21 protein-coding genes are annotated in these 25,255 nt (G+C 68.2%); 11 read left to right on the forward strand and 10 right to left on the reverse strand.

Features of this window, described 5'->3' with window-relative positions:
• Positions 1-17: 17 nt before the first annotated feature.
• From SACCYDRAFT_RS22065 to SACCYDRAFT_RS22090, 6 genes are all read right to left on the reverse strand, one after another.
• Positions 18-587 (reverse strand): DUF742 domain-containing protein, encoded by a 570-nt coding sequence (locus SACCYDRAFT_RS22065; protein ID WP_005459572.1) that lies wholly within the window; start codon positions 585-587, stop codon positions 18-20.
• Positions 580-999 (reverse strand): roadblock/LC7 domain-containing protein, encoded by a 420-nt coding sequence (locus SACCYDRAFT_RS22070; protein ID WP_005459573.1) that lies wholly within the window; start codon positions 997-999, stop codon positions 580-582. Before SACCYDRAFT_RS22070 ends, SACCYDRAFT_RS22065 begins: the two co-directional genes overlap by 8 nt.
• Before the next feature lie 111 nt (positions 1,000-1,110).
• A complete protein-coding gene (locus SACCYDRAFT_RS22075) occupies positions 1,111-1,719 on the reverse strand; it encodes a GTP-binding protein (protein ID WP_005459574.1) in 609 nt (202 codons plus the stop codon).
• Positions 1,700-2,476: a DUF742 domain-containing protein gene (locus SACCYDRAFT_RS22080; RefSeq protein ID WP_005459576.1), complete on the reverse strand. Its 777-nt coding sequence runs from the start codon at positions 2,474-2,476 to the stop codon at positions 1,700-1,702. The genes SACCYDRAFT_RS22075 and SACCYDRAFT_RS22080 overlap by 20 nt, the downstream gene beginning before the upstream one ends.
• A gap of 105 nt (positions 2,477-2,581) precedes the next feature.
• Entirely contained in the window at positions 2,582-3,037 is a 456-nt protein-coding gene (locus tag SACCYDRAFT_RS22085) for a roadblock/LC7 domain-containing protein (protein WP_005441445.1), read from the reverse strand.
• Between the two features lie 3 nt (positions 3,038-3,040).
• Positions 3,041-6,211, reverse strand: a complete 3,171-nt coding sequence (locus tag SACCYDRAFT_RS22090) for a nitrate- and nitrite sensing domain-containing protein (RefSeq protein WP_157606550.1) — start codon at positions 6,209-6,211, stop codon at positions 3,041-3,043.
• 586 nt (positions 6,212-6,797) lie between these two features.
• Here SACCYDRAFT_RS22090 and SACCYDRAFT_RS22095 point away from each other — a divergent pair.
• From SACCYDRAFT_RS22095 to SACCYDRAFT_RS22110, 4 genes are all read left to right on the forward strand, one after another.
• Positions 6,798-7,823 carry an ABC transporter substrate-binding protein gene (locus SACCYDRAFT_RS22095; protein WP_005459578.1) on the forward strand — a complete coding sequence of 342 codons (1,026 nt, stop codon included), beginning with the start codon at positions 6,798-6,800 and terminating at the stop codon, positions 7,821-7,823.
• Position 7,824: 1 nt separating this feature from the next.
• The gene (locus SACCYDRAFT_RS22100) at positions 7,825-8,595 is read left to right on the forward strand and encodes an ABC transporter permease (protein WP_005459579.1); all 771 of its coding nucleotides are present in this window, start codon (positions 7,825-7,827) and stop codon (positions 8,593-8,595) included.
• A gap of 67 nt (positions 8,596-8,662) precedes the next feature.
• Positions 8,663-9,484, forward strand: coding sequence for an ABC transporter permease (locus SACCYDRAFT_RS22105; RefSeq protein WP_005459580.1), 822 nt, complete (start codon positions 8,663-8,665; stop codon positions 9,482-9,484).
• A 1-nt stretch (position 9,485) separates the two neighbouring features.
• On the forward strand, positions 9,486-10,283 hold the full coding sequence (locus SACCYDRAFT_RS22110) for an ABC transporter ATP-binding protein (protein ID WP_005459581.1): 798 nt from the start codon (positions 9,486-9,488) through the stop codon (positions 10,281-10,283).
• 90 nt (positions 10,284-10,373) lie between these two features.
• Here the strand turns inward: SACCYDRAFT_RS22110 and SACCYDRAFT_RS22115 are convergent, their stop codons facing one another.
• A complete protein-coding gene (locus SACCYDRAFT_RS22115) occupies positions 10,374-13,025 on the reverse strand; it encodes a sensor histidine kinase (protein WP_043536801.1) in 2,652 nt (883 codons plus the stop codon).
• Positions 13,026-13,214: 189 nt separating this feature from the next.
• Between SACCYDRAFT_RS22115 and SACCYDRAFT_RS22120 the strand changes: the two genes are divergently transcribed.
• The 3 genes from SACCYDRAFT_RS22120 (at position 13,215) to SACCYDRAFT_RS22130 (ending at position 16,901) form a co-directional block, all read left to right on the forward strand.
• Complete coding sequence (locus tag SACCYDRAFT_RS22120; RefSeq protein WP_005459583.1) at positions 13,215-14,183, forward strand: ABC transporter substrate-binding protein; 969 nt, start codon at positions 13,215-13,217, stop codon at positions 14,181-14,183.
• A 24-nt stretch (positions 14,184-14,207) separates the two neighbouring features.
• On the forward strand, positions 14,208-15,854 hold the full coding sequence (locus SACCYDRAFT_RS22125; protein ID WP_005459584.1) for a DNA repair helicase XPB: 1,647 nt from the start codon (positions 14,208-14,210) through the stop codon (positions 15,852-15,854).
• 264 nt (positions 15,855-16,118) lie between these two features.
• Positions 16,119-16,901: a DUF72 domain-containing protein gene (locus SACCYDRAFT_RS22130; protein WP_043536802.1), complete on the forward strand. Its 783-nt coding sequence runs from the start codon at positions 16,119-16,121 to the stop codon at positions 16,899-16,901.
• A 3-nt stretch (positions 16,902-16,904) separates the two neighbouring features.
• Here the strand turns inward: SACCYDRAFT_RS22130 and SACCYDRAFT_RS22135 are convergent, their stop codons facing one another.
• From SACCYDRAFT_RS22135 to groL, 3 genes are all read right to left on the reverse strand, one after another.
• Positions 16,905-17,483, reverse strand: a complete 579-nt coding sequence (locus SACCYDRAFT_RS22135; protein ID WP_005459587.1) for a type 1 glutamine amidotransferase domain-containing protein — start codon at positions 17,481-17,483, stop codon at positions 16,905-16,907.
• A 151-nt stretch (positions 17,484-17,634) separates the two neighbouring features.
• A complete protein-coding gene (locus SACCYDRAFT_RS22140) occupies positions 17,635-19,347 on the reverse strand; it encodes a M14 family zinc carboxypeptidase (protein WP_005459589.1) in 1,713 nt (570 codons plus the stop codon).
• 225 nt (positions 19,348-19,572) lie between these two features.
• Complete coding sequence (gene groL, locus SACCYDRAFT_RS22145) at positions 19,573-21,201, reverse strand: chaperonin GroEL (protein WP_005459591.1); 1,629 nt, start codon at positions 21,199-21,201, stop codon at positions 19,573-19,575.
• 340 nt (positions 21,202-21,541) lie between these two features.
• On the opposite strand from groL, the gene SACCYDRAFT_RS22150 reads away from it, so the two are divergent.
• The 4 genes from SACCYDRAFT_RS22150 to SACCYDRAFT_RS22165 are packed head-to-tail and all read left to right on the forward strand — an operon-like array spanning position 21,542 to position 25,249.
• On the forward strand, positions 21,542-22,495 hold the full coding sequence (locus SACCYDRAFT_RS22150; protein ID WP_005459592.1) for a siderophore ABC transporter substrate-binding protein: 954 nt from the start codon (positions 21,542-21,544) through the stop codon (positions 22,493-22,495).
• Positions 22,492-23,520, forward strand: a complete 1,029-nt coding sequence (locus SACCYDRAFT_RS22155; RefSeq protein ID WP_043536803.1) for an ABC transporter permease — start codon at positions 22,492-22,494, stop codon at positions 23,518-23,520. Before SACCYDRAFT_RS22150 ends, SACCYDRAFT_RS22155 begins: the two co-directional genes overlap by 4 nt.
• Positions 23,517-24,494 carry an iron chelate uptake ABC transporter family permease subunit gene (locus SACCYDRAFT_RS22160; protein WP_005459598.1) on the forward strand — a complete coding sequence of 326 codons (978 nt, stop codon included), beginning with the start codon at positions 23,517-23,519 and terminating at the stop codon, positions 24,492-24,494. Before SACCYDRAFT_RS22155 ends, SACCYDRAFT_RS22160 begins: the two co-directional genes overlap by 4 nt.
• Positions 24,491-25,249, forward strand: coding sequence for an iron ABC transporter ATP-binding protein (locus SACCYDRAFT_RS22165; protein ID WP_005459599.1), 759 nt, complete (start codon positions 24,491-24,493; stop codon positions 25,247-25,249). The genes SACCYDRAFT_RS22160 and SACCYDRAFT_RS22165 overlap by 4 nt, the downstream gene beginning before the upstream one ends.
• Positions 25,250-25,255: the final 6 nt, after the last annotated feature.

Here is a 25,255-nt window from a genome sequence, read left to right on the forward strand (position 1 = left end):
GCAGCCTGCGGACACGGTCACAGGGAACGGAGGCCGTTCAGGATCCGCTCCATGAAGTCGTGGGAGTCCCGGTCGGCCAGGACGAAACCCGGGCGCTGGATCTCCACCGCCCGAGCCTCGGACAAGTCGTCCACCAGCACCTTCACCACGCCCAGCGGCAACCGGGCGAACGCCGCGATCTCGGCCACCGAGTGCACGTCGACGCACAGGTCGCAGATGAACCGCTGCTCCGGCGAGACCACACCCTCGTAGCGTCTGCCGCTGTCGGTGGTCACCACCAGCGCTTCCAGCGCGAGTTCCTTCGCGGGCCTGGTGCGCCCACCGGTGCGCGCGTACGGCCGCACCAGCGAACGGTGCGTGAAGTGCGGCGGCGCGGGTGCCACCCGTGGCCGCGGCGGAACGCCCGCCGGCTGGCGGGCGTTCCCCGCCAAACCGGCAGGCCCGCCCTGTCCCGACTGCTGACGTACCCGCTTGGCGAGCTGCGTGACACCGGAGACACTGCTCAGGTCGAACCTGCTGGGGTGGTCGAATCCTTCTCTGTCCGTGGGCTTGTTCAGCGCCTCCCACTCGTCCACGCCGCTACCCACGCACGCCGCCCGAAAGCTTCGCCCGCAGTTCAGGGGTGAGCTGCTGGCCGACCCGGTCGACGAGCAGTGTCATCTCGTAGGCCACCGTGCCGATGTCGGCGCCGGGCGACGCCAGCACGGCCAGGCACGATCCATCGCTGATCGACATGAGGAACAGGTACCCGTTCTCCATCTCGACCACGGTCTGGTTCACCGTGCCGCCGTCGAAGCACCGTGCGGCGCCGTGCGTCAGTGAAACGAGCCCGGAGGCCACTGCGGACAGCTGTTCGGCACGAGCCACGGGCAGGTCCTGCGAGTTCGCGAGCAGTAGCCCGTCGGCCGACACCACCACGGCGTGCGCCGCCCCCGGCACCCGACGCACGAAGTCGGTGATGAGCCAGCCGAAGCTGCCCTGGTGGGCTGATGCCGTCACTGTCCCTCCTAGCCTCCCGCACGCTGTAGCGGCAAGACTATTAGCCAGGTCAATCCTGTCGAGCCCGATTCGCCCGACCGCCACACTCAATCACGCCGGTGGCCCAACAAATCACCCAGCACGCAGCGCCGTGTCGTGGGCGATGGCGTGCTGGACGATGGAGATGAGCACCTGCTTGGCCGATTCCCGGTCCCGGGCGTCACAGGCCATGATCGGCACGGAGGGCGAGATGGTCAACGCGTGCCGGACATCCTCGATCTGGTGGTGCAGCAGCCGGTCGAAGCAGTTGATGGCCACGATGTACGGCAGCTTGCGGTTCTCGAAGAAGTCGATCGACGGGAAGGCGTCGGCGAGCCTTCTGGTGTCGACCAGCACCACGGCCCCGATGGCACCGTACGCGAGGTCGTCCCACATGAACCAGAAGCGATGCTGACCCGGTGTGCCGAAGATGTAGAGCACCAGGTCGGAGTCCAGCGTGATCCTGCCGAAGTCCATCGCGACTGTGGTGGTCATCTTGTTCGGCGTCTGCGACAGGTCGTCGACCGAGACGCTCGCTTCGGTCATGGATGCTTCGGTGGTCAGGGGGTCGATCTCCGACACCGCCCCCACGAGCGTTGTCTTACCGACACCGAAACCACCGGCGACCACGATCTTGGCCGACTGGGTCGGGCCTGACGTCGTCGGCACGGCAGCGGACGCGTCAAATTCTCCGAAGCCCACTGAGAACCCTTTCCATGAACTCGATACTGGGCCGGTCTCCCACCATGGAGGAGGACGCGGAGTGCACGAGCACTAGACCGAGACCGGCAACGTCACCAACGAGGATTCGCACGACACCGAGCGGCATTCTGAGCAGCGCGGCCACCTCGGCGACCGACCTGGTGTCGAGGCACAACCCGCAGATGGAGCGGTGTTCGGGCACCCGCACCTTCTCCAGCCGCCTGCCCCGCTCGCTGGTCGAGATGAGGGCCTCGATGGCCAGGTCGTAGTCCGGCTTCGTCCGGCCCCTGGTGCGGAAGTACGGGCGGACGAGGCCCGAAGACTCCTCCACCTCCTCCTCGGGCTCGACGTCGCGGCGGTGGCGGGGCGTCGGGGAGGGTGACACCTCGCCGGACATCGGACCCGGATCGTACCCACCCGTGTCGTAGGCGGAGCGCAGGTAGCCGTCATCACGCGACGACGGGCCCTCGGCGCTGGAGAACCCGCCGCCGCCCATTCCGTACAGTTCGGCACCGGGTCCGGACAGCAGTGAGGAGTGTCCGTAGTCGGAGAGGTCGAAGTCCGCCGGCCCGGGGGAGTCGAGGCCGCCGGAACGCAACCACTCCCCCGTGTCGAGGGGGTCGTCGACTCTCCGCGAAGGACGACGTCCACGGCTGCCACGGCCGCTGAACGCCACGTCCTCCGGCTCGCTCGGCCAACCCCCAGCCGCACGGTCTCTGTCGAGCCGTCGATCACCTCGTGAGTGCCCGGAATCCACGGCGGTCTCCTCAGTGTTTTGTCGCCGAACTGCGTTTTCTCACCGAACTGCGTTGTTGCGTTTCGAAAGCGTGTGCGTTTCGCGAGCGTCCGCTCAGCCGCTCGCCTACCGGCGCGAGCCCTGCAACTGGGCCCGCAGCTCCGGTGTCATCTGCTGTCCGACACGGTCCACCAGCAGCGTCATCTCGTAGACGACGAGGCCGATGTCACTGTCGGGAGCGCCGAGCACCGCGAGGCAGGAGCCGTCGGACACCGACATGAGGAACAGGAAGCCGTTCGCCATCTCGACGACGGTCTGCGCCACGGGGCCGCCCTCGAACACCTGCGCGGCACCGCGCGCGAGGCTCGTGAGTCCCGACGCCACGGCGGCGAGCTGGTCGGCCCTGTCCTTGGGCAGACCCCGCGAAGCCGCCAACAGCAGCCCGTCCGCGGAGACGACCACGGCGTGGGCCGCACCGGGCACCCGGTGCACAAAGTCGGTGATGAGCCAAGCGAAGCTGCCTTGCTGTCCGGAGTTGCCCTTTTTCGGCGCACCCGGATGCGCTGAACCCGCGCGTGTCAACTTCTACTCCTTCGCCCCGTTGTGACGGGTGTCGTTGCCCGTCTCGTCGAACTGCTCACTCTGGGCCGATGGCTCCTTGAGCGCGTGGCGACCGCTGGTGTAACCACGCTGGAAGCTCTTCATGCGGTTGCGCGCCGCCTCGGCCGACCTGGCGACGGCACTGCGTCCCGGTTCCCCGACGGTGGTGTCGGCGAACGCGTTCCCCCGGCTCGGGGAGACCGAGCCCGGCACCAAGTATGCGTTGGGCACGCGCTTGGGCAGACCGGCAGGCGTGATCTCCTCGTGCTTGTCCTCGAGCAGCGCGTGGGCGGCCTGCCAGCCGGTGTCGGACACACTGTGCCAGCCTGCGTCCTTCGCACTGCCCCTGGTGTCGTCGGTTCTCTCCTCGGCGTCTCCGTTCATCGCGACACCCGCCGTCGTGCCGGTGTCGGGGTCGGAAACCGAACCCGGCTCGGCACCCCACGCCTCGCCGTCGGTCTCGACGGCCGTGTCCGGCTCGAGCGGTTCCTCCTCGCTGAACCACCGCGACAGCACTGACTGGTAGATCGGCAGTCTCCTGGTGGGTACATCGTCCTCCAGTGCGCTTCCGTCGCCGCCGACCGACGGAGCGCGGGACTCCGAGTCCTCCCTCGGCACGTAGCGCGTTTCCTCGTTCGGCGACGCCTCGGTGACATGGCCGTCGTTCTCGTCGCCGTCCGGCGACTCGACCGGCCACTGCGGCTCCTCGGAACCGGTGGGCGGGGCCGGCTGCGCGATCTCGGTCGCGGGTTCCGGCTCGGGCTCCGGCGCGGCCGGGCTGACGAACGGTCCCGCCGCCTTGCCGACGCCCCCGACGAGGTCGTCGAGACTGATGGGCTGGGCCAGCGGACGCAGGCCGTTCTCCAGGTGCGAGCCCGACGACGGGGCCCCTTCCGGCTCCGGCGGCGAGGGCTGCGGCGAGGGCTGCGGCGGCGACGCGATCGGCGGAGGCGGCGGCGCGGCCGGACGATCGGCGTCCACCTGCGGCTTGCGTGGCGCGGGCAGCGGCGGCACACCGGACGGCGGAGGCGGGGTGTCCACACGCGATGGCAGGGACGTCTCGGCCCTGGTCTCCCGTGGAGCGATGGGAGGCGCCGGCGGTGACGACACCGTCGAGGGTGTTCCGGTGAGCAGGTCGCTGGGCACGACGACGCGGGCGATCACACCACCGTCGATGTCCTCGTTCTCCCGCAGCCGCACCTCGATGCCGTGTCGCTTCGCCAGCCGCGCCACCACGTACAGACCCATACGCCGGGTCACCGACACGTCCAGGTCCGGCGGATCGGCGAGCCGCTCGTTGGCCTCGGCGAGCTGCTGTTCGGACATACCGACACCGCGGTCGGTGATCTGCACGGCGAGCGACGTGCGACGCGTGACCACGGCCCGCACGCTGATCTTGGTGTCCGGTTCGGAGAAGTAGGTCGCGTTGTCGAGCAGTTCCGCGAGCAGGTGCACGAGGTCGTGCACCGCCCTGCCGTGCACCGCCACGTCGGGAATGGTGCCGAGCTCCACGCGGGCGTACTGCTCGATCTCCGACACGGCGGCACCGATGACATCGGCGGCCGGCACCGGTTTGGACATCGTCTTGGTGAGGCCGGCGCCCGAGAGCACCAGCAGGCTCTCACCGTTGCGGCGCAGCCGGGTCGCGAGGTGGTCGAGCTCGAACAGGCTCGCGAGTTGGTCCGGGTCCTGCTCGTCCGACTCGAGCCGGTCGATGACCCCGAGCTGGCGTTCCACGAGTCGCTGGCTACGGCGCGAGAGGTTCACGAAGATGCCGTTGACGTTCTCGCGCAGCAGCGCCTGCTCGGCGGCGAGGCGGATGGCTCGTTCGTGGACGACGTCGAACGACCGCGCGACTTCGCCGATCTCCTCGCGCGTGTGCACGGGAACCGGCGTGACGGCGTCGCGGGACGCCTCCATGGGGTTGGGGTCGGCGAGGATGCGCCGCACCGTCTCGGGAAGCCGGACGTAGGCGACCTCCAGCGCACTCGACCGCAGCGTGCGCAGCGGCCGGGTGAGGGCCCTCGCGACCATCAGCGTCAGTGCCACGGTGGCGACCAGGGTCACGGTCATGAGCCCGAAGAACAACCAGGCGGCCTGGCTGGCCTGCCCGGCGAGCGTCTCGGCGTGCTCGCGCAGTTCCGCGAGGAGCTGGCTCTCCATCTCGCGCATCATGTCGGCCGTGTCGCTGCCGTCACTGAACAACTGCCGCGAGCTGATGTTCAGCCCTCCGGGCGAGTCGATGGCGGAGTAGGCGGTGGCGATGATCCGGGCCCGGTTGTCGACCTCGGCGCCGGACACGGTGTCGAGGTAGCGCTGCTGCTCCTCCAGAGTGGCGTTGGAGTTGAAGTTGCCGATCGCGGCGTCGGCGCTCGCCTGCGACGACATCGAGCGGGACAGCAGGTCGGCGACGAAGGCGTGGTTGCCCGCGGCGATCTGGAGGATCGCGTTCTCCCGCGACGTGTATTCCTTCGCCTCGGTGATGGCCTGCACCGTGGTGCCTCGACGCAGCAGCTCGCGGTCGGTCACGGACAGGTTCACCGTGCGGCCGAGGTTGACGAGCGGGTCGAGGATCGAGTTGTAGGTGGTGTGGACCGTCAGCGCCGGGATGTTCGTGGTGTCGATCTTGCCCCGGAGGGGATCCAGAGCGTTGAGTCGCTGGACCGCGCGCTCGTAGGTGCGCTGCAGTTCCTCGTCACCGAGGTCCCGTTCGACGAGCATGTTCCGAAGGCGCGTCACCTCCTCGTTCACCTTCGCCGTCTGCTCCTCGACGGTGTTGGTGTCGACCCAGTCCGACGACATGTCGACGGCCTGGAGCGTCCGCTCCTTCTGGAGTTCGTGCACCAGTGTCGTGACCTGCTGCGCCAACTCGACCTGCGTGACCGTTTCGCCGAACTCCGACGCGTCGCTCAGCTCCGAGATCGCGCGGAGGCTACCGAAGGCCAGCGCGGTCAACAGCGGAATGATCAGGACGACGGCGAGCTTGTAACGCAGCGGCCAGTTGCTCAGTCTCCATCGAGACGTCGTGACCTCGGAGCCGACGCCGACAGGTTCGGCCGCGTCCCGGCGAGCCGGATTCTCCTGTCCCTCCTGGTTCTGGGCGCCGTCCTGGTCGGATCCCAGCCCATCCCCGTCCGCGGTCTCAGTCTTGGGCACCGCTTTACCACCATCGTTGTCCGAGCCGGATCTCAAAGCCGGCGTCCTGGCCGAGCACTTGCTACTCTCCGCACACACTTCCACGACTGCTGGTCACGGTTGTCGCAACCAGGCAGCGGAAGCATGCCGGGGAGCCCCCAGATGGGTCAATCCTCGTTTGGGCTACCAGTGCACCGAAGCGTCCGCAGCGCCTACTTGGCCGACGTGATCGACCTGGATTACACCAAACAGTCATCCGCCCGTCACCACTTCGGTGTTCCGTGACCCCCAGTTGAGACACAGAATGTAGCGAAGACCCCCCAGAGACGTAAGCCCTCCCGGGCTGGTTCTCGTTGGACTTCACTGAGCGTTTGCCTCTTAGGGAGCACGCATCCGCACCGCACGACTAAACCCAGAGTTAATTAGACCACACGCTCAACCGCCCGAACGAGTGGACCATGACCACCCATAGATTGCGGTCAGGTACGCATTGTGAGTAGAGCGCCGAATCTCTACAGTAACCGTTGCTCACTGGGCGACGTGGGAGGGCATCGCGCTCAGTCAGCAGATCACCAAACTGGGTATTGAACCTCACTGAGGAGTGGCATTGCTTCGACAAGGCACCACGACGAGAAGGAAGTCCAGACCACATCGCCTGGCCGCCGCTGTGGTGACCGCGGGTCTTCTCGCTTCCGCCAGCGGTTGCGGCCTGTTGAGTGGCGAAGAGGACACTTCGACGTCGCAGGACGGTAACAGTTCTGTCGAAAAGTCCACCATCACGGTCGCTCACCTGCCCTCCATCGACGTCGCACCCCTTTACATCGCGAAGAACAAGGGGTATTTCGAGGACGAAGGACTCGACGTCAAGATCGAGCAGGCGGCCAGTGGTCAGGCCGCGACGACGAAGATGATCGGCGGTGACGCCGACATCGTCCAGTCCAGCTATGTGCCGTTCCTGCTCGCACACACGGGCGGCAGCGCCGAACTCAGGATCGTCGCCGACGCGGTCTCCGCGGCTCCGGACACCTTCGTGCTCGTCGCGAAGAAGGGCGGCGACATCAAGTCGATCGACGACCTCGAAGGCAAGAAGATCGCGGTGTCGGCGCAGAAGACCATCTCCGACACCATCGTGATGTCGGCGATGAAGGCGAACGGCCTCGACTACGAGAGTGTCGAGTTCGTCCAGACGTCGTTCCCGGACATCTCCTCGGCCGTCGCGAGGGGCCAGGTGGACGCGGGGCTGCTCATCGAGCCGTTCCTCACGATCGGCGCCCAGGAGCACGGCGTCACCCCGATCGCGGACGTTGCCACCGGCCCGACGAAGGACTTCCCGCTCGCCGGTTACGGGGCGCTCGCCGAGTTCGTCGAGCAGAACCCCAAGACGGTCGCCGCCTTCCAGCGGGCGATGGAGCGCGCCACGGAGGATGCCCAGGACCGTGAGGTGATCGAGCCCGTCATCCAGGAGACCGCCAAGCTGGACGCGGCCACGGCCTCGCTGGTGAACCTGCCCAACTTCCACTCCTCGGTGGACAGCTCGCGCCTCCAGCGGGTTCCCGACCTGATGGTGGAGTTCGGGCTGCTGAAGGAGAAGCTCGACATCGGACCGCTACTGGTCCAACCGAGCACCACCTGACGTGCGTCCTCTCGTACGGAACCTCGCCGGCCTGATCGCCTTCCTCGGACTCTGGGAACTGGTGGTCAGGCTCGGCCTGGTCAGGGAAGAAGACGTTCCACCGGCCACGGTGGTTCTGAGCCGGATCGTGGAGCTCCTCGGGCAGGAGGAGTTCCTGCGCGACGTGATCGCCAGCCTGCTGGCGTGGGCACTGTCGCTGGGGATCGCCGCGGCGATCGGCGTTCCGCTGGGACTCGTCCTCGGGAACTTCCCGCGCGTGCGGGTCGCCACCCAGGCGGTCGTGGAGTTCCTGCGACCGATCCCGTCGGTGGCTCTGATCCCGCTCGTGCTCGTGGCCATCGGTGGCGGGCCCGAGGCGAAGATCTCTCTCGCGGTGTACGCCGCGTTGTGGCCGATCCTCTACAACACCATCTACGCCTTCGACGAGATCGACCCGCTGCTGATCGACACCGCGCGGTCGTGCGGTGTGGGCAGGGCGGGCATCCTCACCTCCGTGGCACTGCCCCACGCGGCTCCGTTCGTGTTCACGGGGATCCGGATCTCGGCGTCGGTGGGGCTCATCGTCATCGTGAGCACCGAGTTCATCGCGGGAGCGAACGTCGGCATCGGAAGTGTCATCCTCGAGGCCGCCCACGGTGCGGGCAGAACGGACATCGTGCTCGCGGGCACCGTGGTGGCGGGGCTCATCGGCTACCTCGCCAACGAGGGCCTCGAACGGCTCGGTGGAAGGCTGTTCAGGTGGCACAAGGCGACCACGGCGGAGGTGGCATGAGCGAGGATCGCTACCCGCGCATGACCACCGACCGGGTGCGGGTGTCCCGCAAGACACAGGAGGTGGCATGAGCAGGACAGCAGGTGCCGTCAGGACCTTCCTGTTGAAGTGGTCGCTCGCCATCGGGCTCGTCGTGTTGTGGGAGCTGGCGACTCTGGCCGCGGGAAGCGCGTTCTTCCCCCGGCCGACGGAGATCGTGGTGGCGGCGTTCGACCTGTGGTTCTCCGGTCCGGCCTCCCAGCTCTTCCTCGCGGAGAGCGTGTTCGAGGACGTGCTGCCGAGCCTGGGCAGGGTCTTCGGCAGTTGGGCGATCGCGGTGGTGCTCGGCGTGGCGCTGGGCACTGTCCTGGGCCGGTCGCAGACGGCGTTGGACTACACGGGCCCGCTGCTGTCGTTCATGCGTGCCGTCCCACCGCCCGCGTTGATCCCGGTTTTCCTGGTGCTGTTCGGTATCGACAACACCATGAAGGTCGTGACGATCGTGTTCGGTTCGATCTGGCCCATCATCCTGAACACCGTGGACGGGGTGCGTTCGGTGAACCCGTTGCAGCAGGAGACGGCCCGGTCGTTCCGTACGCCGCGCCACTACTGGATCACGATGGTCGTGTTGCCCGCGGCCATGCCGAAGATCTTCGCGGGTCTGCGGCTGAGCCTGTCGCTCGCGCTGATCCTCATGGTGATCTCGGAGATGGTGGGGACCACCAACGGGATCGGGTTCGAACTGATGCTCGCGCAGCAGGGCTTCGACTTCACGGTGATGTGGGCGTGGATCGTGCTGCTCGGGGTGCTGGGCTACGGGCTCAACGCGTTGCTGCTCGCGGTGGAACGCCGGGTGCTGTCCTGGCAGCCCACGCGGGGCACCGCCGAGGCCAAGACGACGGGAGCATGACATGGCAACAATGCTGGAGGTGTCCGGCCTCTACCACCGCTACGGCGGCGGAGAGGGCGCACACCTCGCGGTGAACGACCTCACCTTCACCGTGGAGACCGGGCAGCTCGCGTGCATCGTGGGGCCGTCCGGGTGTGGCAAGTCGACGATGCTGCGCTGCATCTCGGGGCTGATCAAACCGTCCGGTGGTGAGGTGTCGCTGCACGGGGACCGCGTGGACGGCGTTCCCGAGGACCTCGCCGTGGTCTTCCAGGACTACAGCCGGTCGCTGTTCCCCTGGCTGACGGTGCGCCAGAACGTGGAGTTCCCCCTGCGCTGGCGCGACATCGACAAGGCGGAGCGCCGCAGCCGGGCGGAGGAGGCTCTGGAGTGGGTGAACCTGCCCGGGGTGGCGAACAAGTACCCGTGGCAGCTCTCCGGCGGTATGCAGCAACGGGTGTCGATCGCCAGGGCGCTGGCGAGACGGCCCGCGCTGCTGCTGATGGACGAGCCGTTCGCCTCGGTGGACGCGCAGACCCGGTTCGAGCTGGAGGACCTGCTGAGGAAGGTGCAGACCCAGAACGAGAGCACCGTCCTCCTGGTCACCCACGACATCGACGAGAGCGTCTACCTCGGCGACCGGGTGCTCGTCCTGTCGAAGTCGCCGGCCACGATCGTGGCCGACCTGACGGTGGACCTTCCCGCCGAGCGCGACCAGATCACGACCCGGGAGTCCCCCGAGTTCGTGTCGATGCGTGCGGAGGTGGCGAGGCTGCTGCACAGCGGGACCAAGGCGCCCGTGGAGGTCGGCGGAGACTGAGGGATTCCGGCACGACGGACGGTTCGGCTCGCGGCGCCTCGCCTGGTTCCCCGGCCGGACATCCGTTGTGTGAGGGCCTCCTGGCGTGGGTCAGTCGGTGCGCGTGTGGCGGCCTCGCCGCACACCGCGCTGCAGGCTCGTCATACGCGCCCTGACCGCCTCAGGTGAGCGGTTCACGGGCGGCGGGCGTTCCCCACGCCGATCGACGACACCGTGTCGGGGCGGATGCGGCTTCGGCACGGTGTCGTCGTCTTCTTCGGACAGTGCTGACGCGATCGCCCCGGACACCACGGGCGTGGGTTCGGTCGGCTCGGAGTCCACGCGGAAGTCCACAGCGGGTTCCGGCTCCACCGGCTCGTCCGGCCACCGGACGTCCTCGGCGCCCGGGACGCTCCCCGAGTCGGGGAACCACTTGGACAGCACGGCCTGGTAGGCGGGCAGCCGGTCGGTGGGGACCTCCTCCTCCAGCGCGGGAGGGTGCCGGGCGTCGTCGTCCTCCGTGGGCCAGGCGGGTTGCGCGCCCAGCTCCACCGTCGTCCGACGCGGCGCCGGCTCTGGTTCGACGTCATCGAACTCGTCCCGGGCGGAGTCCCAGACGGACGGCGGCACGTCCTCGTCGGGCCACTCGACCGACAGCGGCGGGGCGGGCGGAACGGTTCCGACCGGCTCGTCGGCCGCTCCGGTCACCTCTTCCTCGTCCTCCACACGCCCGGGGTCGGAGGACCGTGACGCGGCGGACGTCGACACGGGCAGTTCGATGGCTTCGGGAGTGTCGGGCTCCACCAACTCGGCGGGCACCAGCACCGTCGCCGTGAGCCCGCGTAACTCGGCCGCCGACAGCCGCACCTCGATGCTGTGCCGTCGCGCGAGCCTGCCCACGACGTAGAGCCCCATCCGGCGCGACACCTCGACGTCCACGTCGGGCGGTTCGGCCAGGCGCGTGTTCGCCCGTCTGATCTCCGTCTCGGGCATGCCCGCGCCGCGATCGGTGATCTCGATGCGCCACTGCTTTTCGCGCGTCACCGAGCTGACCACCGACACCTGCTCGTGGTCCGGCGAGTAGGCCGTGGCGTTCTCGAACAACTCCGCGATCACGTGGATGAGGTCGGCGGCCGCGTCACCGCGTACCGAGAGCATCGGCGGGGTCTCCACGGAAATGCGCTGGTAGTGCTCCACCTCGGACAGCGCGGCACCGATGACCTCCGAGGCGGGCACCGACCCCGGCAGCGGCCGTCCCGCCTCCTCCCCGGCGAGCACGAGCAGGTTCTCACTGTTGCGGCGCATCCGCGTGGCCAGGTGGTCGAGTTCGTACAGCCCGCCGAGGATTTCGGGGTCCTGCTCGTGTTCCTCCATGCGGTCGAGCACGGTGAGCTGCCGCTCCACGAGGTCCTGGCTGCGCCGGGAGAGGTTGACGAACATCGAGTTGACGTTCTCCCGCAGCATGGCCTGCTCGCCCGCGAGCCTCACCGCCTCGCCGTGGACGGCGTCGAACGCCCTCGCGACCTCGCCCAGCTCGTCGCGCGTGTGGACCGGTACGGGGTCCACGGCACGGGTGTAGATGTGCTCGGGAGTGGGGTGTTCCTCGGTGAGGATGTCGTCCACCGCCGCGGGCAGCCTGTTCTCGGCGACGTCGAGCGCACTGCTGCGCAGGGCCTTCAACGGCCGGAGCAGCGACCGCGTGATCACCACCGCGAGGATGGCCGCGAACAGCAACGCACCCAGCACCACACCGGCGTCGGTGCCCGCCGAGCGCCGCGCGTCGGCCGCGAGCGCGTCGGCGCGTTCCTGCAACTCCACCAGCAACGCCTCCTGGACCTTCTTGACCAGGTTGACGGTGTAGGTGGAGGCGCGGTCCCACTCGTCGGCGGACAGGCCGTCGAGGGTGCCGCCGTTCTCCGCCCGGGTCAGCACCGACTCCACGATCCCGTTGCCGAGGTCGACCACGAGCCCGATCACCGTGTCCGTGTACATGCGTTGCTGCTGCGGTGTCGCGAAGGTCATGAAGTCGTCCTTCGCGGCTTCCAGCTCCGCCTCCACCGCCAACAACGCGCGCTCGGTGTCCTCGGACAGGCTGCCCCGCGCCAGCGCCTGCGCCACCACGGCGCGCCTGACCGACATCTGGTCCTTCACCCTCGCCAGCGCGTTCGCCGCGAGGCGGGTTCCGGCCAGGTCACGGTCGACGGCGTTCGAGGCGAAGACCTCGCCCACACCGAGCACGTCCGAGATCAGCTCGCTGTACGACCGGAGCACCGCATCCGACGGCAGGGCGGTGTTCTCCCCCGCGTACCGCAGGCCCGTGAGCATGTCGATCTCGTGGTCGATGCGCTCGAAGGCGGAAAGCGACTCGGGGGAGAGCGCGTGCGCCGAACCGGCCAGCGCCCGATCGAACGCCCCGACAGCGGAGTCGACCTTCGCGCGCTGCTCCTTGATCTCGCCGAGCGACCCCTCCCGGCCGCCGGCCACATAACGCACGGTGAGATCGCGTTCCCGCTGCAGCTGGTGCACCACCTCGGCCACCGTGGTCTCCACCCTGACACGCTCGGCGCTCTCGCTGAACTTCGCCGCCCTGTCGAGGTCGTCGGTCGCCCTCATCGCGACGAGCACGAGCACCGCCACCGACGGGATGAGCAGCATGGCCACCAGCTTGGTGCGCAGCCGCCAGTTCCGGACCCGCCACCGGCCTCCCGCGCGCTCGCCGATCGCCGCGCCGTCCCTTACAGGACGTTCACTGCGAGGAGTCACCTGGGCTTCCTTCGGGTCGTCCGCAGTCAGGCGGTCCGCTTTCGGAATCGGTCTGGAGAGTAACGGCACCCTCTCACATTCGAAGTGACACCCGTGGCCGGAGAAGGGTTGCCGACGCATGGTATTGCGTTGATCACCTTAAGCTCCACCCATTGTCGGGATTTCACCCTGTGATCTTGGAGGCGGCCGGTGCGAACTCACGGGCGTGCGATTTTTGTCCTCGCTGTCGTTTTGCTGCTCGGTTCCTGCTCGCTGTTCACCGAAACGGAGGAATCCAGCGCACCTCGCCCGGAAAAGGCACGCCTCGTGGTGGGTGTGGGCAACGTCGTGGAGACCGCTCCGCTGCGGCTCGGCGTGTCCGAGGGCCTGTTCCGGCGCGGCGGCCTCGAGGTGGAACTGGCGGAGCTCGACGAGGACGACGACCCCGTGTCGCTGCTGACGGAGCAGGAGGTGGACGTGGTCTTCGCCAGTGACGTGGCGCTGTTCCGGGCCGCCGCCGAAGGCACGGAGATCAGCCTCCAAGGTGAGGCGTACGTGGCGGGAACGGGCTCGATGGCACTCGTGACGCTTCCCGGCACCGCCTACACCGATCCGGGCAAGCTGCCCGCACCGCGAATCGCGGTTCCCACCCGCGACGGTCTGGGTTCACTGACGTCCCGTTCCGCTCTCAAGGCCGCGGGCGTCGACCCCACCAAGATCACTTTCCAGGTCGTCCCGTTCGACGGAATGGTGGACGCATTGCGCTCGGGGCAAGTCGACGCCGCCTGGATGGTGGAGCCTTACCTCACCACCGCGCAGAAGGAACACGGCGCGCGCGTGCTCGCCGACTGTGCTCACGGCGCCACGGAGAGCTTTCCGATGTCGTCGTACGCGACCACCGAGCAATTCAGCTCGGCGAATCCACGGACGCTCACGCTGTTCCGCGAACTGCTGGCGAAGGCCCAGCAGAAGGGCGCCGACAGCGGTACCGTCCGCAGGTCGCTGCCCCGGCTCACCGACATCGACGACGTCACGGCTTCGGTCGTGTCGCTGGGTTCCTACCCGCAGGCCGTCCACGCCGAGCGGCTGCAGCGCGTCGCCGACCTCATGCACGGTTCGGGACTGCTCTCCGAACGCCTCGATGTGGCATCGCTGGTGCCGAAAGGGGAACTTCCCTGAACCCGGCCACGTATAAAGGAGGGCGTGACTGATGGCCCCCTGATCGTCCAGTCGGACAAGACGGTGCTGCTCGAGGTCGACCACGACCTCGCAGAGGACGCGCGCATCGCCATCGCGCCGTTCGCCGAGCTCGAACGCGCCCCCGAGCACGTCCACACGTACCGCATCACACCGCTGGCGCTCTGGAACGCCCGCGCCGCGGGGCACGACGCCGAGCAGGTGGTGGACGCCCTCACCACGTACTCCCGGTTCCCCGTGCCGCAGCCCCTGCTCATCGACGTCGTCGACACCATGGGCCGGTTCGGCAGGCTCCAGATCCAGAACCATCCCGCGCACGGCCTCGTGATGGCCACCACCGACCGCGCGGTGCTGGAGGAAGTCCTGCGGAACAAGAAGATCAGCCCGATGCTCGGCGCGCGCATCGACCCCGACACCGTCGTGGTCCACCCCTCCGAACGGGGCCGGTTGAAGCAGGCGTTGCTGAAGGTGGGCTGGCCCGCCGAGGACCTCGCCGGCTACGTGGACGGCGAGTCGCACCCGATGTCGCTGCAGGAGGACGGCTGGGCGTTGCGCGACTACCAGCGCAGGGCCGCCGAGGCGTTCTGGTCGGGCGGCTCGGGCGTGGTCGTGCTCCCCTGCGGCGCGGGCAAGACGCTGGTCGGCGCGGCGGCCATGGCGCGGGCCGAGGCCACGACCCTCATCCTCGTCACCAACACCGTCGCGGGCAGGCAGTGGAAGCGCGAACTCGTCGAGCGCACCTCGCTCACCGAGGACGAGATCGGTGAGTACTCCGGTGAGAAGAAGGAGATCCGGCCCGTCACCATCGCCACGTACCAGGTCATCACCCGCCGGACCAAGGGCGAGTACAGGCACCTGGAGTTGTTCGACTCGCGCGACTGGGGGCTCGTCATCTACGACGAGGTGCACCTGCTGCCCGCCCCCGTGTTCCGCATGACCGCCGACCTGCAGTCACGGCGGCGACTCGGCCTCACCGCGACGCTCGTGCGCGAGGACGGCCGCGAAGGTGACGTGTTCTCCCTCATCGGCCCCAAGCGCTACGACGTCCCGTGGCGTGACATCGAGGCGCAGGGCTGGATCGCGCCCGCCGAGTGCGTCGAGGTCCGCGTCACGCTCACCGACGCCGAACGCCTCGCCTACGCCACCGCCGAGAGCGAGGAGCGCTACCGTCTGGCCTCCACCGCGCACACCAAGACCGGCGTGATCTCCTCGATCGTCGAGAAACACGCAGGCGAACCCACGCTGGTCATCGGCGCCTACCTCGACCAACTGGAGGAACTCGGCGCCGAGTTGAACGCGCCCGTGGTGCAGGGCTCGACGAGGAACAAGGAACGCGAGGCGCTGTTCGACGCCTTCCGCAGAGGCGAGATCGACAGGCTCGTGGTGTCGAAGGTCGCGAACTTCTCCATCGACCTGCCTGAGGCGTCGGTGGCCATCCAGGTGTCGGGCACGTTCGGCTCCCGCCAGGAGGAGGCACAGCGGCTCGGCAGGCTGCTCCGGCCCAAGGGTGACGGGCGCCAGGCGCACTTCTACTCCGTCGTCGCCCGCGACACCGTCGACACCGAGTACGCCGCCCACCGCCAGCGCTTCCTCGCCGAGCAGGGCTACGCCTACCGCATCGTCGACGCCGACGACCTGCTACGACCGCTGTGACATAGCGCGCTACGGCGCCTCACGACCGCTCGACACAGCCCTTCCCGGTCGAGTTCGACGCGGCGACCATCAAGGCGTGAGCGCCCGCCGCCGGAATCCGGGTACTCGTGAACATTTCGGAAACGTCGCCGAGCGCTCGAACGGTGTTGGCGCCACGCTGAAGCCCGACGGCAGCGAAAGGAGCGGCGTATCCAGGGTATCCGGAGCACCGACACCGAGGTCCGCATCGGCACGTCAGGCTGGATCTACCCCAGCTGGCGAGGGGTGTTCTACCCGAAGGGACTGCCACAACGCCGGGAGCTCGAATACCTCTCGCGCCGAGTCGACACCGTCGAGATCAACGGGTCGTTCTACTCGCTTCAGCGGCCGGAACGGTACCTGCGGTGGAAGGACTCCACACCGGACGACTTCCGGTTCTCCGTCAAGGGCGGCCGGTTCATCACGCACATGCTGCAGCTGCGCGGCGTGGAATCGGCGCTGGCGAACTTCTTCGCCTCCGGAGTACTCGCGCTCGACGACAAACTCGGCCCGGTTCTCTGGCAACTCCCACCACGGCTGCCCTTCGACACCGAACGGCTGAGTGCGTTCTTCGACCTACTGCCCCGCACCACCCGTGACGCGGCCGCACTCGCCCGCCACCACGACGACAAGGTGACCTTCGAACCCCACACCGAGGTGTCGACCGACCGGCGAATACGCCACGCGCTCGAAGTGCGGCACCCCAGTTTCACCGACCCGCGGTTCCCCGGACTCCTGCGCGCTCACGACATCGCGCTCGTCGTCGCCGACACCGCGGGAACCTGGCCCTACCTGGAAGACGTGACGGCCGACCTCGTCTACGTCCGCCTCCACGGCGACGTCGAACTCTACGCCAGCGGATACAGCGACGAGGCCCTCGACGCGTGGGCCGACAGGATCCGCCGATGGCGTTCGGCGGGCCACGACGTCTACGTCTACTTCGACAACGACATCAAGGTGAAAGCGCCCGGCGACGCCATGGCGCTGGCCGGGAAACTCGGCTCGCACCACACGCCGCCGGGCGGCTGAGGGTCAGGCGTTGGCCTTCTGCTTGGAGTGCTTGCCCTCCGCGATCTCCTCCACCAGCTTCGAGCAGAACGCGGGCAGGTCGTCGGGCTTGCGGCTGGACACCAGACCGCTGTCCACGACCACCTCCTCGTCGACCCACTCCGCGCCCGCGTTGCGCAGGTCCGTCTGAAGACTGGGCCACGACGTCATGCGGCGGCCCCGGACGACGTCGGCCTCGATCAGCGTCCACGGGCCGTGGCAGATCACCGCGACCGGCTTGTGCTGGGTGAAGAATTCGCGGACGAAGCCCACGGCGTCCGCGTCCATGCGTAGGAAGTCGGGATTCGCGACACCTCCGGGCAGTACGAGTCCGTCGTAGTCGTCCACCGAAGCCTCGGTGACGGTCTTGTCGACGGAGAAGGTGTCACCCTTGTCGAGGTGGTTGAACGCCTGGATCTTCCCCGCCTTCGTGGAGATCAGCTCGGGCCTGCCACCGGCGTTCTCGACCGCCTTCCAGGGCTCGGTCAGCTCTACCTGCTCCGTGCCTTCGGGCGCCACCACGAAGGCGACTCGACGACCGGTGAGTGTGTCCGCCACGCTCATCACTCCTTCCTGAGGGGTACGCCCACCGGCTACCCGTCCGGACGGGTGAACGAAACGACCGTGCCCGCCCCGGACCGCGAACACCCGCACGAGGGCTGCGGGCACGCGTGTCCGCACTTGGTGTCCGCGTGCCCGCAGTTGGTGTACGTCGTTACGGCCTCGCGCCGCCCGCACACCGCGACAGGTCCACCGTCACCCGGTCCCCGCGTGCGGCGGTCACCTCCTTCTCCTGCCACGCCTTCCCACGCGCACGCTCGCAGCGCACGGTCCAGCTCTCGGTGATCGTGCTGCCGTCCCTCGCGGGCCGCACCGACGGGTTGACACTCCACTCGACCTCGCCGCCCGGCGCGGTCAGGCTCGATGTCAGCTCACTCGTGAACGGAATCGGCTCGCCGACACTCCCGTCCAGCTCCCGCACCGGCGCCGTGTGCTGGGTGAACGTCTTCTCCACGGTCAACTTCGCGCCGCGCGGAGCCGACACCTCCAGCACGGCGTGGTAGTCACGGTTCGCCGCCACCTCGAACTGCCTCAGCAACGCCTCCCGCACGCCACCGTCGGCGTGCTCCTGCGTGCCGACACCCAGGTACTGGTCGATCACCGCTTCCTGGTAGCCGACGTGGAAGTTCTCGCCTTCCAGCTCGAACTCGAACCCGAACCCTCCGGTGGTGAAGTAGCTCCACTCACCGGTGGATCCACTGGTGTCGTACAGCTGGTACGACGGGATGCTCCGGTACCCGGTGGCGTCCGCCAGGGCATCACCGATCCGGGAGTACAGCTCCTCGTCGGCGGTGAGCGGGGTCTCGGACTGCTGCGGGGGACGCAGGACCAGGCCGCCGTAGTTGTGCACACTCTGCAGCGACGTCACCTGGTGAGTCGACACCAGTTCCCGGATGTTGCGCACTTCCGGTTCGGAGAACGGCGCCGCGCCACGGTAGGTGCCGCTTTCGGGGTTGACACTCGCGCCGAGCCCACCCCAGTTGCCGCCGTAGTTGCGGTTGAGGTCGACGCCCAGGCTGCCGTTGTCGGCATCGGCGCACTCGCCGGGCGTCACGTCGTCACTGCCGTCCGCGAGCCGGCAGTTCTTCCGCTTGTACTCGTGCAGGTAGCTGCGCGAGATGTCGAAACCGTCGACGTTGACGATCGGCACCACGATGATGCGGGCGCGTTCCAGGAGCTCGGTCATGCGCGCGTCCTCGCCGTCGCCCCGGACGAGGTCGATGGCGAACTCCATGACCACCTCGGCCGTAGGCCACTCCCGGGCGTGGTGCGTCCCGACGAGGAGGAACACGGGCCTTCCGTCGTCGGCCTCGACGTCGTGGGCGATCTCCAGGCCCCGGACTTCCTTGCCCAGCAACGACCGGTTCGGCAACGTGATCGGCTTGACGAGGTCGGGGCGCTCCGCGGCCAGAGCCGCCATGTCGGTGCCGTAGTCCGCGTAGGTGCGGTAGGTGTTGCGACCGCTCGGCAGCGGAGAGGCCGCGAGTGTACGTGCTTCCGCGGCGTCCTCCGCGAGCACCGCACGGGTGTGCGCTGCCATGTCGGCGATGACGACGTCGTAGTCGAAGCCCGCCGCCTCGAGCAGCCTGCGGTCGTCGGAGCCGTGTGCGTAGACCTCCAGGTAGCCCTGACCTGCGACCGGGGCGATGTCGGCCCCGGTGGCGACGAGCCGGTCGACGTCGGCCTTCGTGGGTGTCGGCACCCGCAGTAGCGCGACCGCGTCGCCACTCCCGGCATCGCCGACCTCGGGAGAGGACGGTTGTGCCGACTCGGCGTGGACTGGTGTCGTGGCGAACGCGATGGCGGCCAGCCCGGCCACCACGGCGGTCACAGCACCACGACGGGATGAGGTGGAACGTCTGCCCATGTCAACCTCCCGGTAGGGGTGTCGACACGGAAAGTAACCATTCCGTTAGTCCTGCGAAAGATCCAGAAGTGTGGATGATCTCGGGAGGGGTCGTACCCAGAGTGCGCCTCCACCCCGAAGGCCCACCCGTGTACGGGAACTGCGGACACGCGTACACAACCTGCGGCCACGAAAAGGCCCGGCTCCCTTTCGGGGGCCGGGCCCTTCGTGCCTATGGGGCTGGAATCACATCATGCCTTCCATGCCACCCATGCCGCCGGCCGCGTCACCGGCCTTCTCCTTCTCCGGCTTGTCCGCGACCACGGCCTCCGTGGTCAGGAACAGCGCGGCGATGGAGGCGGCGTTCTGCAGCGCGGAACGAGTCACCTTCGTCGGGTCGGGAACACCCGCGGCCAGCATGTCCTCGTACTCGCCCGTGGCGGCGTTGAGGCCGTGGCCCTGCGGCAGGGTCTTGACCTTCTCCACCACGACGCCACCCTCAAGACCCGCGTTCACAGCGATCTGCTTGAGCGGAGCCTCGACGGCCAGCTTGACGATGTTCGCGCCGGTCGCCTCGTCGCCCTCCAGCTTGAGGCTCTCGAAGGCGGCCTCGGACGCCTGGAGCAGAGCGACGCCACCACCGGCGACGATGCCCTCCTCGACGGCGGCCTTGGCGTTGCGCACCGCGTCCTCGATGCGGTGCTTGCGCTCCTTCAGCTCGACCTCGGTGGCGGCACCGGCCTTGATGACCGCGACACCACCGGCCAGCTTGGCCAGACGCTCCTGGAGCTTCTCGCGGTCGTAGTCGGAGTCGCTGTTCTCGATCTCGGCGCGGATCTGGTTGACGCGGCCCTGGATCTGCTCCGCGTCACCGGCACCCTCGACGATGGTGGTCTCGTCCTTGGTGACGACCACCTTGCGGGCCTGGCCCAGCAGCGAGATGTCGGCGTTCTCCAGCTTGAGGCCGACGTCCTCGCTGATGACCTGGCCGCCCGTGAGGATGGCCATGTCCTGCAGCATCGCCTTGCGACGGTCACCGAAGCCCGGAGCCTTGACGGCGACGGACTTGAAGGTGCCGCGGATCTTGTTGACGACCAGGGTGGCCAGGGCCTCGCCCTCGACGTCCTCGGCGATGATCAGCAGCGGCTTGCCGGCCTGCATGACCTTCTCCAGCACCGGGAGCAGGTCCTTGACGTTCGAGATCTTCGATCCGAACAGCAGGATGTACGGGTCCTCCAGAACGGCTTCCTGCCGCTCGGGGTCGGTGGCGAAGTAGCCCGAGATGTAGCCCTTGTCGAAGCGCATACCCTCGGTGAGCTCCAGCTCGAGACCGAAGGTGTTGGACTCCTCGACGGTGACGACGCCTTCCTTGCCGACCTTGTCGAGCGCCTCGGCGATCAGCTCACCGATGGTCTTGTCGGCCGCGGAGATCGACGCGGTGGCGGCGATCTGCTCCTTGGTCTCGACCTCCTTGGCCATCTTGTGCAGCTGCTCGGTGACAGCCTCGACGGCCTGCTCGATGCCGCGCTTCAGCGCGATGGGGTCGGCGCCGGCGGCGACGTTGCGCAGCCCCTCCTTGACGAGGGCCTGGGCGAGCACCGTGGCGGTGGTGGTGCCGTCACCCGCGACGTCGTCGGTCTTCTTGGCGACTTCCTTGACGAGTTCGGCCCCGATCTTCTCCCACGGGTCCTCGAGTTCGATCTCCTTCGCGATCGAGACACCGTCGTTGGTGATCGTCGGCGCGCCCCACTTCTTCTCGAGCACGACGTTGCGGCCACGGGGGCCGAGCGTCACCTTGACGGCCTCGGCGAGGGTGTTCAGACCGCGCTCAAGACCGCGGCGGGCGTCCTCGTCGAACGCAATCAGTTTGGCCATTGCGGTGTGGTCCTCCGGTAGTCAGGACACGTCCTCGGCCAGGCTCGGTGCCCGCGACGGACGACCAGTTCGGTATCGCCGAACGTGGCCTCACCGTCCCGACCTTCAGGCGGTGGTCGGCGACCGACCGCCTGGCACTCGACGGCGCCGAGTGCCAATTTCGTGTTTAGCACTCTCGGGGTGCGAGTGCAAGCAAGGGGGCGCCTCACCGCCCGCTCTCCCGCGACGATCACCCGCGCGATTTAACTCACTTTGCGGCGATCGTCACTAACGCCCACTCGACGATCGACTTAACTTAGGCTCACCTATCTTGAACATTCGAACGTTGTAGGGAGCAAGTATGCGTGGAGGTCGTCACCGCCGAGGTGCGCTCGCGGCCCTGCTGGTCGGTCTCGTCAGCCTGCTGACCGCCTGTGGCGGCGGGGCTGAGGCCGGCAGCGAGGGCGGCGAGGGAGCCGTCACCGTCGAACACGCCCAGGGCTCCACCTCGCTGGAGGGTACGCCCCAACGGATCGTCGTCTTCGACCTCGGCGTGCTCGAGACGCTCGACGACCTCGGAGTCGAGGGCATCGTCGGGGTTCCCGAGGTCGCGAACCTGCCCGAGCACCTCAGCGAGTACGCCTCCGACGACTACACCAAGGTCGGCAGCCTCAAGGAGCCCGACTTCGAGCAGGTCAACGCCCTCGAACCCGACCTCATCATCGTCGCGGCGCGTTCGGCCCCCGCCTACGGCGAGCTGTCCGAGATCGCCCCCACCGTCGACCTCAGCGTCGACACGACGAACTTCCTGGCCAGTGCCACCGAACGCATCGAAACGCTCGGCACGCTGTTCGGCAAGGAGGACGCCGTGCGCGACCGGCTGGACGCGCTGTCCGCGAAGGCGGAGGAGGTCGCCTCCTCCGGCGCCGAGGACAAGACCGGCCTGATCGTCCTCACCACCGGCGGCAAGATGAGCGCGTACGGCCCCGGCTCCCGGTTCGGCATCATCTACGACGACCTCGGCGTGAAGCCCGCCGTCGACGACCTCTCGGCCGACACCCACGGCGACGCCATCTCCTCGGAGTTCATCGCCGAGGCGAACCCCGACCTGCTGTTCGTGATCGACCGCGACTCCGCCATCGGCGAGGCAGGCCAGTCGGCGAAGCAGGTGCTGGACAACGCGCTGGTGGACGGCACCACCGCCGCCAAGGAGGACGGCATCGTCTACCTCGACCCCACCCGGTGGTACCTGACGTCCAACGGTCTGCCCTCGCTGGAGGCCATGGTGACGGCCGTCGGGGACAGCGTGGCGTGACCTCGCCCGAAACACGGCCGACCCGGCCGGCACGGTCGACACGGCGGACCCGGCGCCCGGGCCTCCGCCGCCGTCATGTCGCACTCGCGGTGGTGCTGCTCGCCGCGGCGTCGTTCGGCTCGCTGTTCGTGGGCGTCACGGAGCTGACGCCCGCAGGGCTGCTCGCGGGCGACGAGCACCAGCTCACGGTGCTGTGGGAGTCGCGGCTGCCCCGGCTGCTGGCGATCCTGCTGGCCGGGTCCACGCTGAGCGTCGCCGGTCTGGTGATGATGAGCCTCACCCGCAACCGCTTCGTCACGCCGTCGACGGCGGGCACGACGGAGTCGGCGTCGCTGGGCGTGCTCGTGGCCACCGTCTTCTTCGGAGCACAGGCCGTCGGGGTGAAGATGGCGGTGGCGACGGTGTTCGCCCTGCTCGGCACCGGTGTCTTTCTCGCGCTGCTACGGCGGCTGACGTTCGCCGACATCATCGTGGTGCCGCTGGTGGGCATCATGTTCGGCGGTGTGATCTCTGCGCTCACCACGTTCTTCGCCTACCGGGCCGACCTGTTGCAGACCCTGTCGGCATGGACCAGCGGGGAGTTCTCCGGTGTCCTCAAAGGCCGTTACGAACTGCTGTGGATCACCGCCGCCGCGGCGCTGCTGGGCTACCTGTTCGCCGACAGGTTCACCCTCGCCGGGCTCGGCCGGGACTTCGCCGTCAACCTCGGAGTCCACTACGACCGGGTGGTGACCACCGGCCTCGTGCTGGTCTCCGTGATCACCGCCGTCGTCGTCGTGACGGTGGGCAACATCCCGTTCCTCGGCCTGGTGGTACCCAACCTCGTCACGCTCCTGCTCGGCGACAACCTGCGCCGCGTCCTGCCGGTGACGGCGCTCGCCGGGGCGTTCTTCGTGCTCTGCTGCGACGTGGTGGGCCGCACGATCCGATACCCGTACGAGATCCCCGTCGAGACGATCGCGGGCGTCGTCGGCGGAGGGCTGTTCGTCTACCTCGTGCTGCGCGCCCGGCGGAGGGCCGCATGACCGACGTTCGAACCGTCGACGAACGGAAGCGGCAGCGCCGCGTCATGGGCGTCCTCGCGGCGGTCACCGTCGCGGGCGCCGTGGCCTTCTGCGTCGTCGGCCTCACCGGCAACCTGGAGTACGCGCTGGGCATCCGGCTGCGCAAGATCGTGGCGATGGCCGTGGTCGGCGTCGCGATCGGCTACTCCAGCGTGCTGTTCCAGACCGTCACGAACAACCGCATCCTCACCCCGCAGATCATGGGGTTCGACTCGTTGTTCGTGCTGATCCAGACGCTCATCGTGTACTTCGCGGGAGCGATCGCGCTCAGCAGCACCGATCCGCACGTGCTCTTCGCCGTCCAGGCGGGCGTGATGGTCGCGTTCGCGTTCGCGCTGCACCGCTGGCTGTTCGACCGCAACAGCCGCGATCTCTACCTGCTCGTGCTCGTCGGCGTCATCTTCGGCACGTTGTTCTCCAGCCTGTCGTCACTGGCGTCCAGACTGATCAACCCGAACGACTTCGTGACGTTGCAGGACAGCCTCTTCGCGAGCTTCAACTCCGTCGACGAGACCCTGCTGTGGTTCTCGGCCGTGTTGCTCGTGGTGCTCTGCGCGCTGGGCGTACCGCTGTTCCGCAAGCTCGACGTCGTGGCGCTCGGCAGGGACGCGGCCGTTGGTCTGGGGATCGACCACCGGTCGGTGGTCAACCGCAGTCTGGTCGTCATCGCGATCCTCGTCTCGGTGTCCACGGCGCTCGTCGGCCCCGTCACCTTCCTCGGCGTACTCGTGGCCAACCTGGCCCGGCAGCTCACCCGCACGTTCCGGCACGCCGTCGTCGTGCCCGCCGCGTCGCTGCTCGCCGTCGCCACGCTGACGGTGGGGCAGCTCGTGCTGGAACAGGTGCTCGGCACGGACACCGCACTCAGCGTGGTCGTCAACTTCGGTGGCGGTCTGTACTTCATCGCCCTGCTCGTCCGGGAGTCCAAACGATGATCGAAATCAACGGGGTCACCAAGCGCTACGGCGAGACGACGGTCGTCGACGACGTCTCACTGTCCATCCCCGCCGGCGGGATCACGTCGGTGATCGGGTCCAACGGCGCGGGCAAGTCGACGCTGCTCTCCATGATGAGCCGTCTTCTGAAACCCGACGCCGGATCGATCACCGTGGACGGCATGGACGTCGCCACCACGCGTACCGAGGACCTCGCGAAGCGGCTCGCCGTGCTGCGACAGGACAACCACACCGCCGTGCGGCTCACCGTCCGCGAACTGGTCGCGTTCGGACGGTTCCCCCACTCCGGGGGGCGCCTGTCGAGCACCGACCACGACATCATCGACGACGCGGTGTCCTACTTCGAGCTCACGGCGTTCGCCGACCGCCCCCTCGACACCCTCTCGGGCGGGCAGCGGCAACGCGCACACGTCGCGATGGTGCTGTGCCAGAGCACCGACTACGTGCTCCTGGACGAACCCCTGAACAACCTCGACATGAGACACTCGGTGCAGATCATGCACCGGCTCCGCCGCATGGCCGACGACTACGGCAAGACCATCGTCATGGTGGTGCACGACATCAACTTCGCGGCGCGGTACTCCGACCGGATCGTCGCCATGCGGGACGGCGCGCTGGTGACCCACGGCGCCGTCGCCGACGTCATGGACCCCGAGGTCCTGCGTACGGTGTTCGACCTGGACATCGCCGTGCACGACATCGGCGGCCACCGCGTCGGGGACTTCTACGGCTGAGGTTCC

Source organism: Saccharomonospora cyanea NA-134, from assembly GCF_000244975.1.
Taxonomy (GTDB): Bacteria; Actinomycetota; Actinomycetes; order Mycobacteriales; family Pseudonocardiaceae; genus Saccharomonospora; species Saccharomonospora cyanea.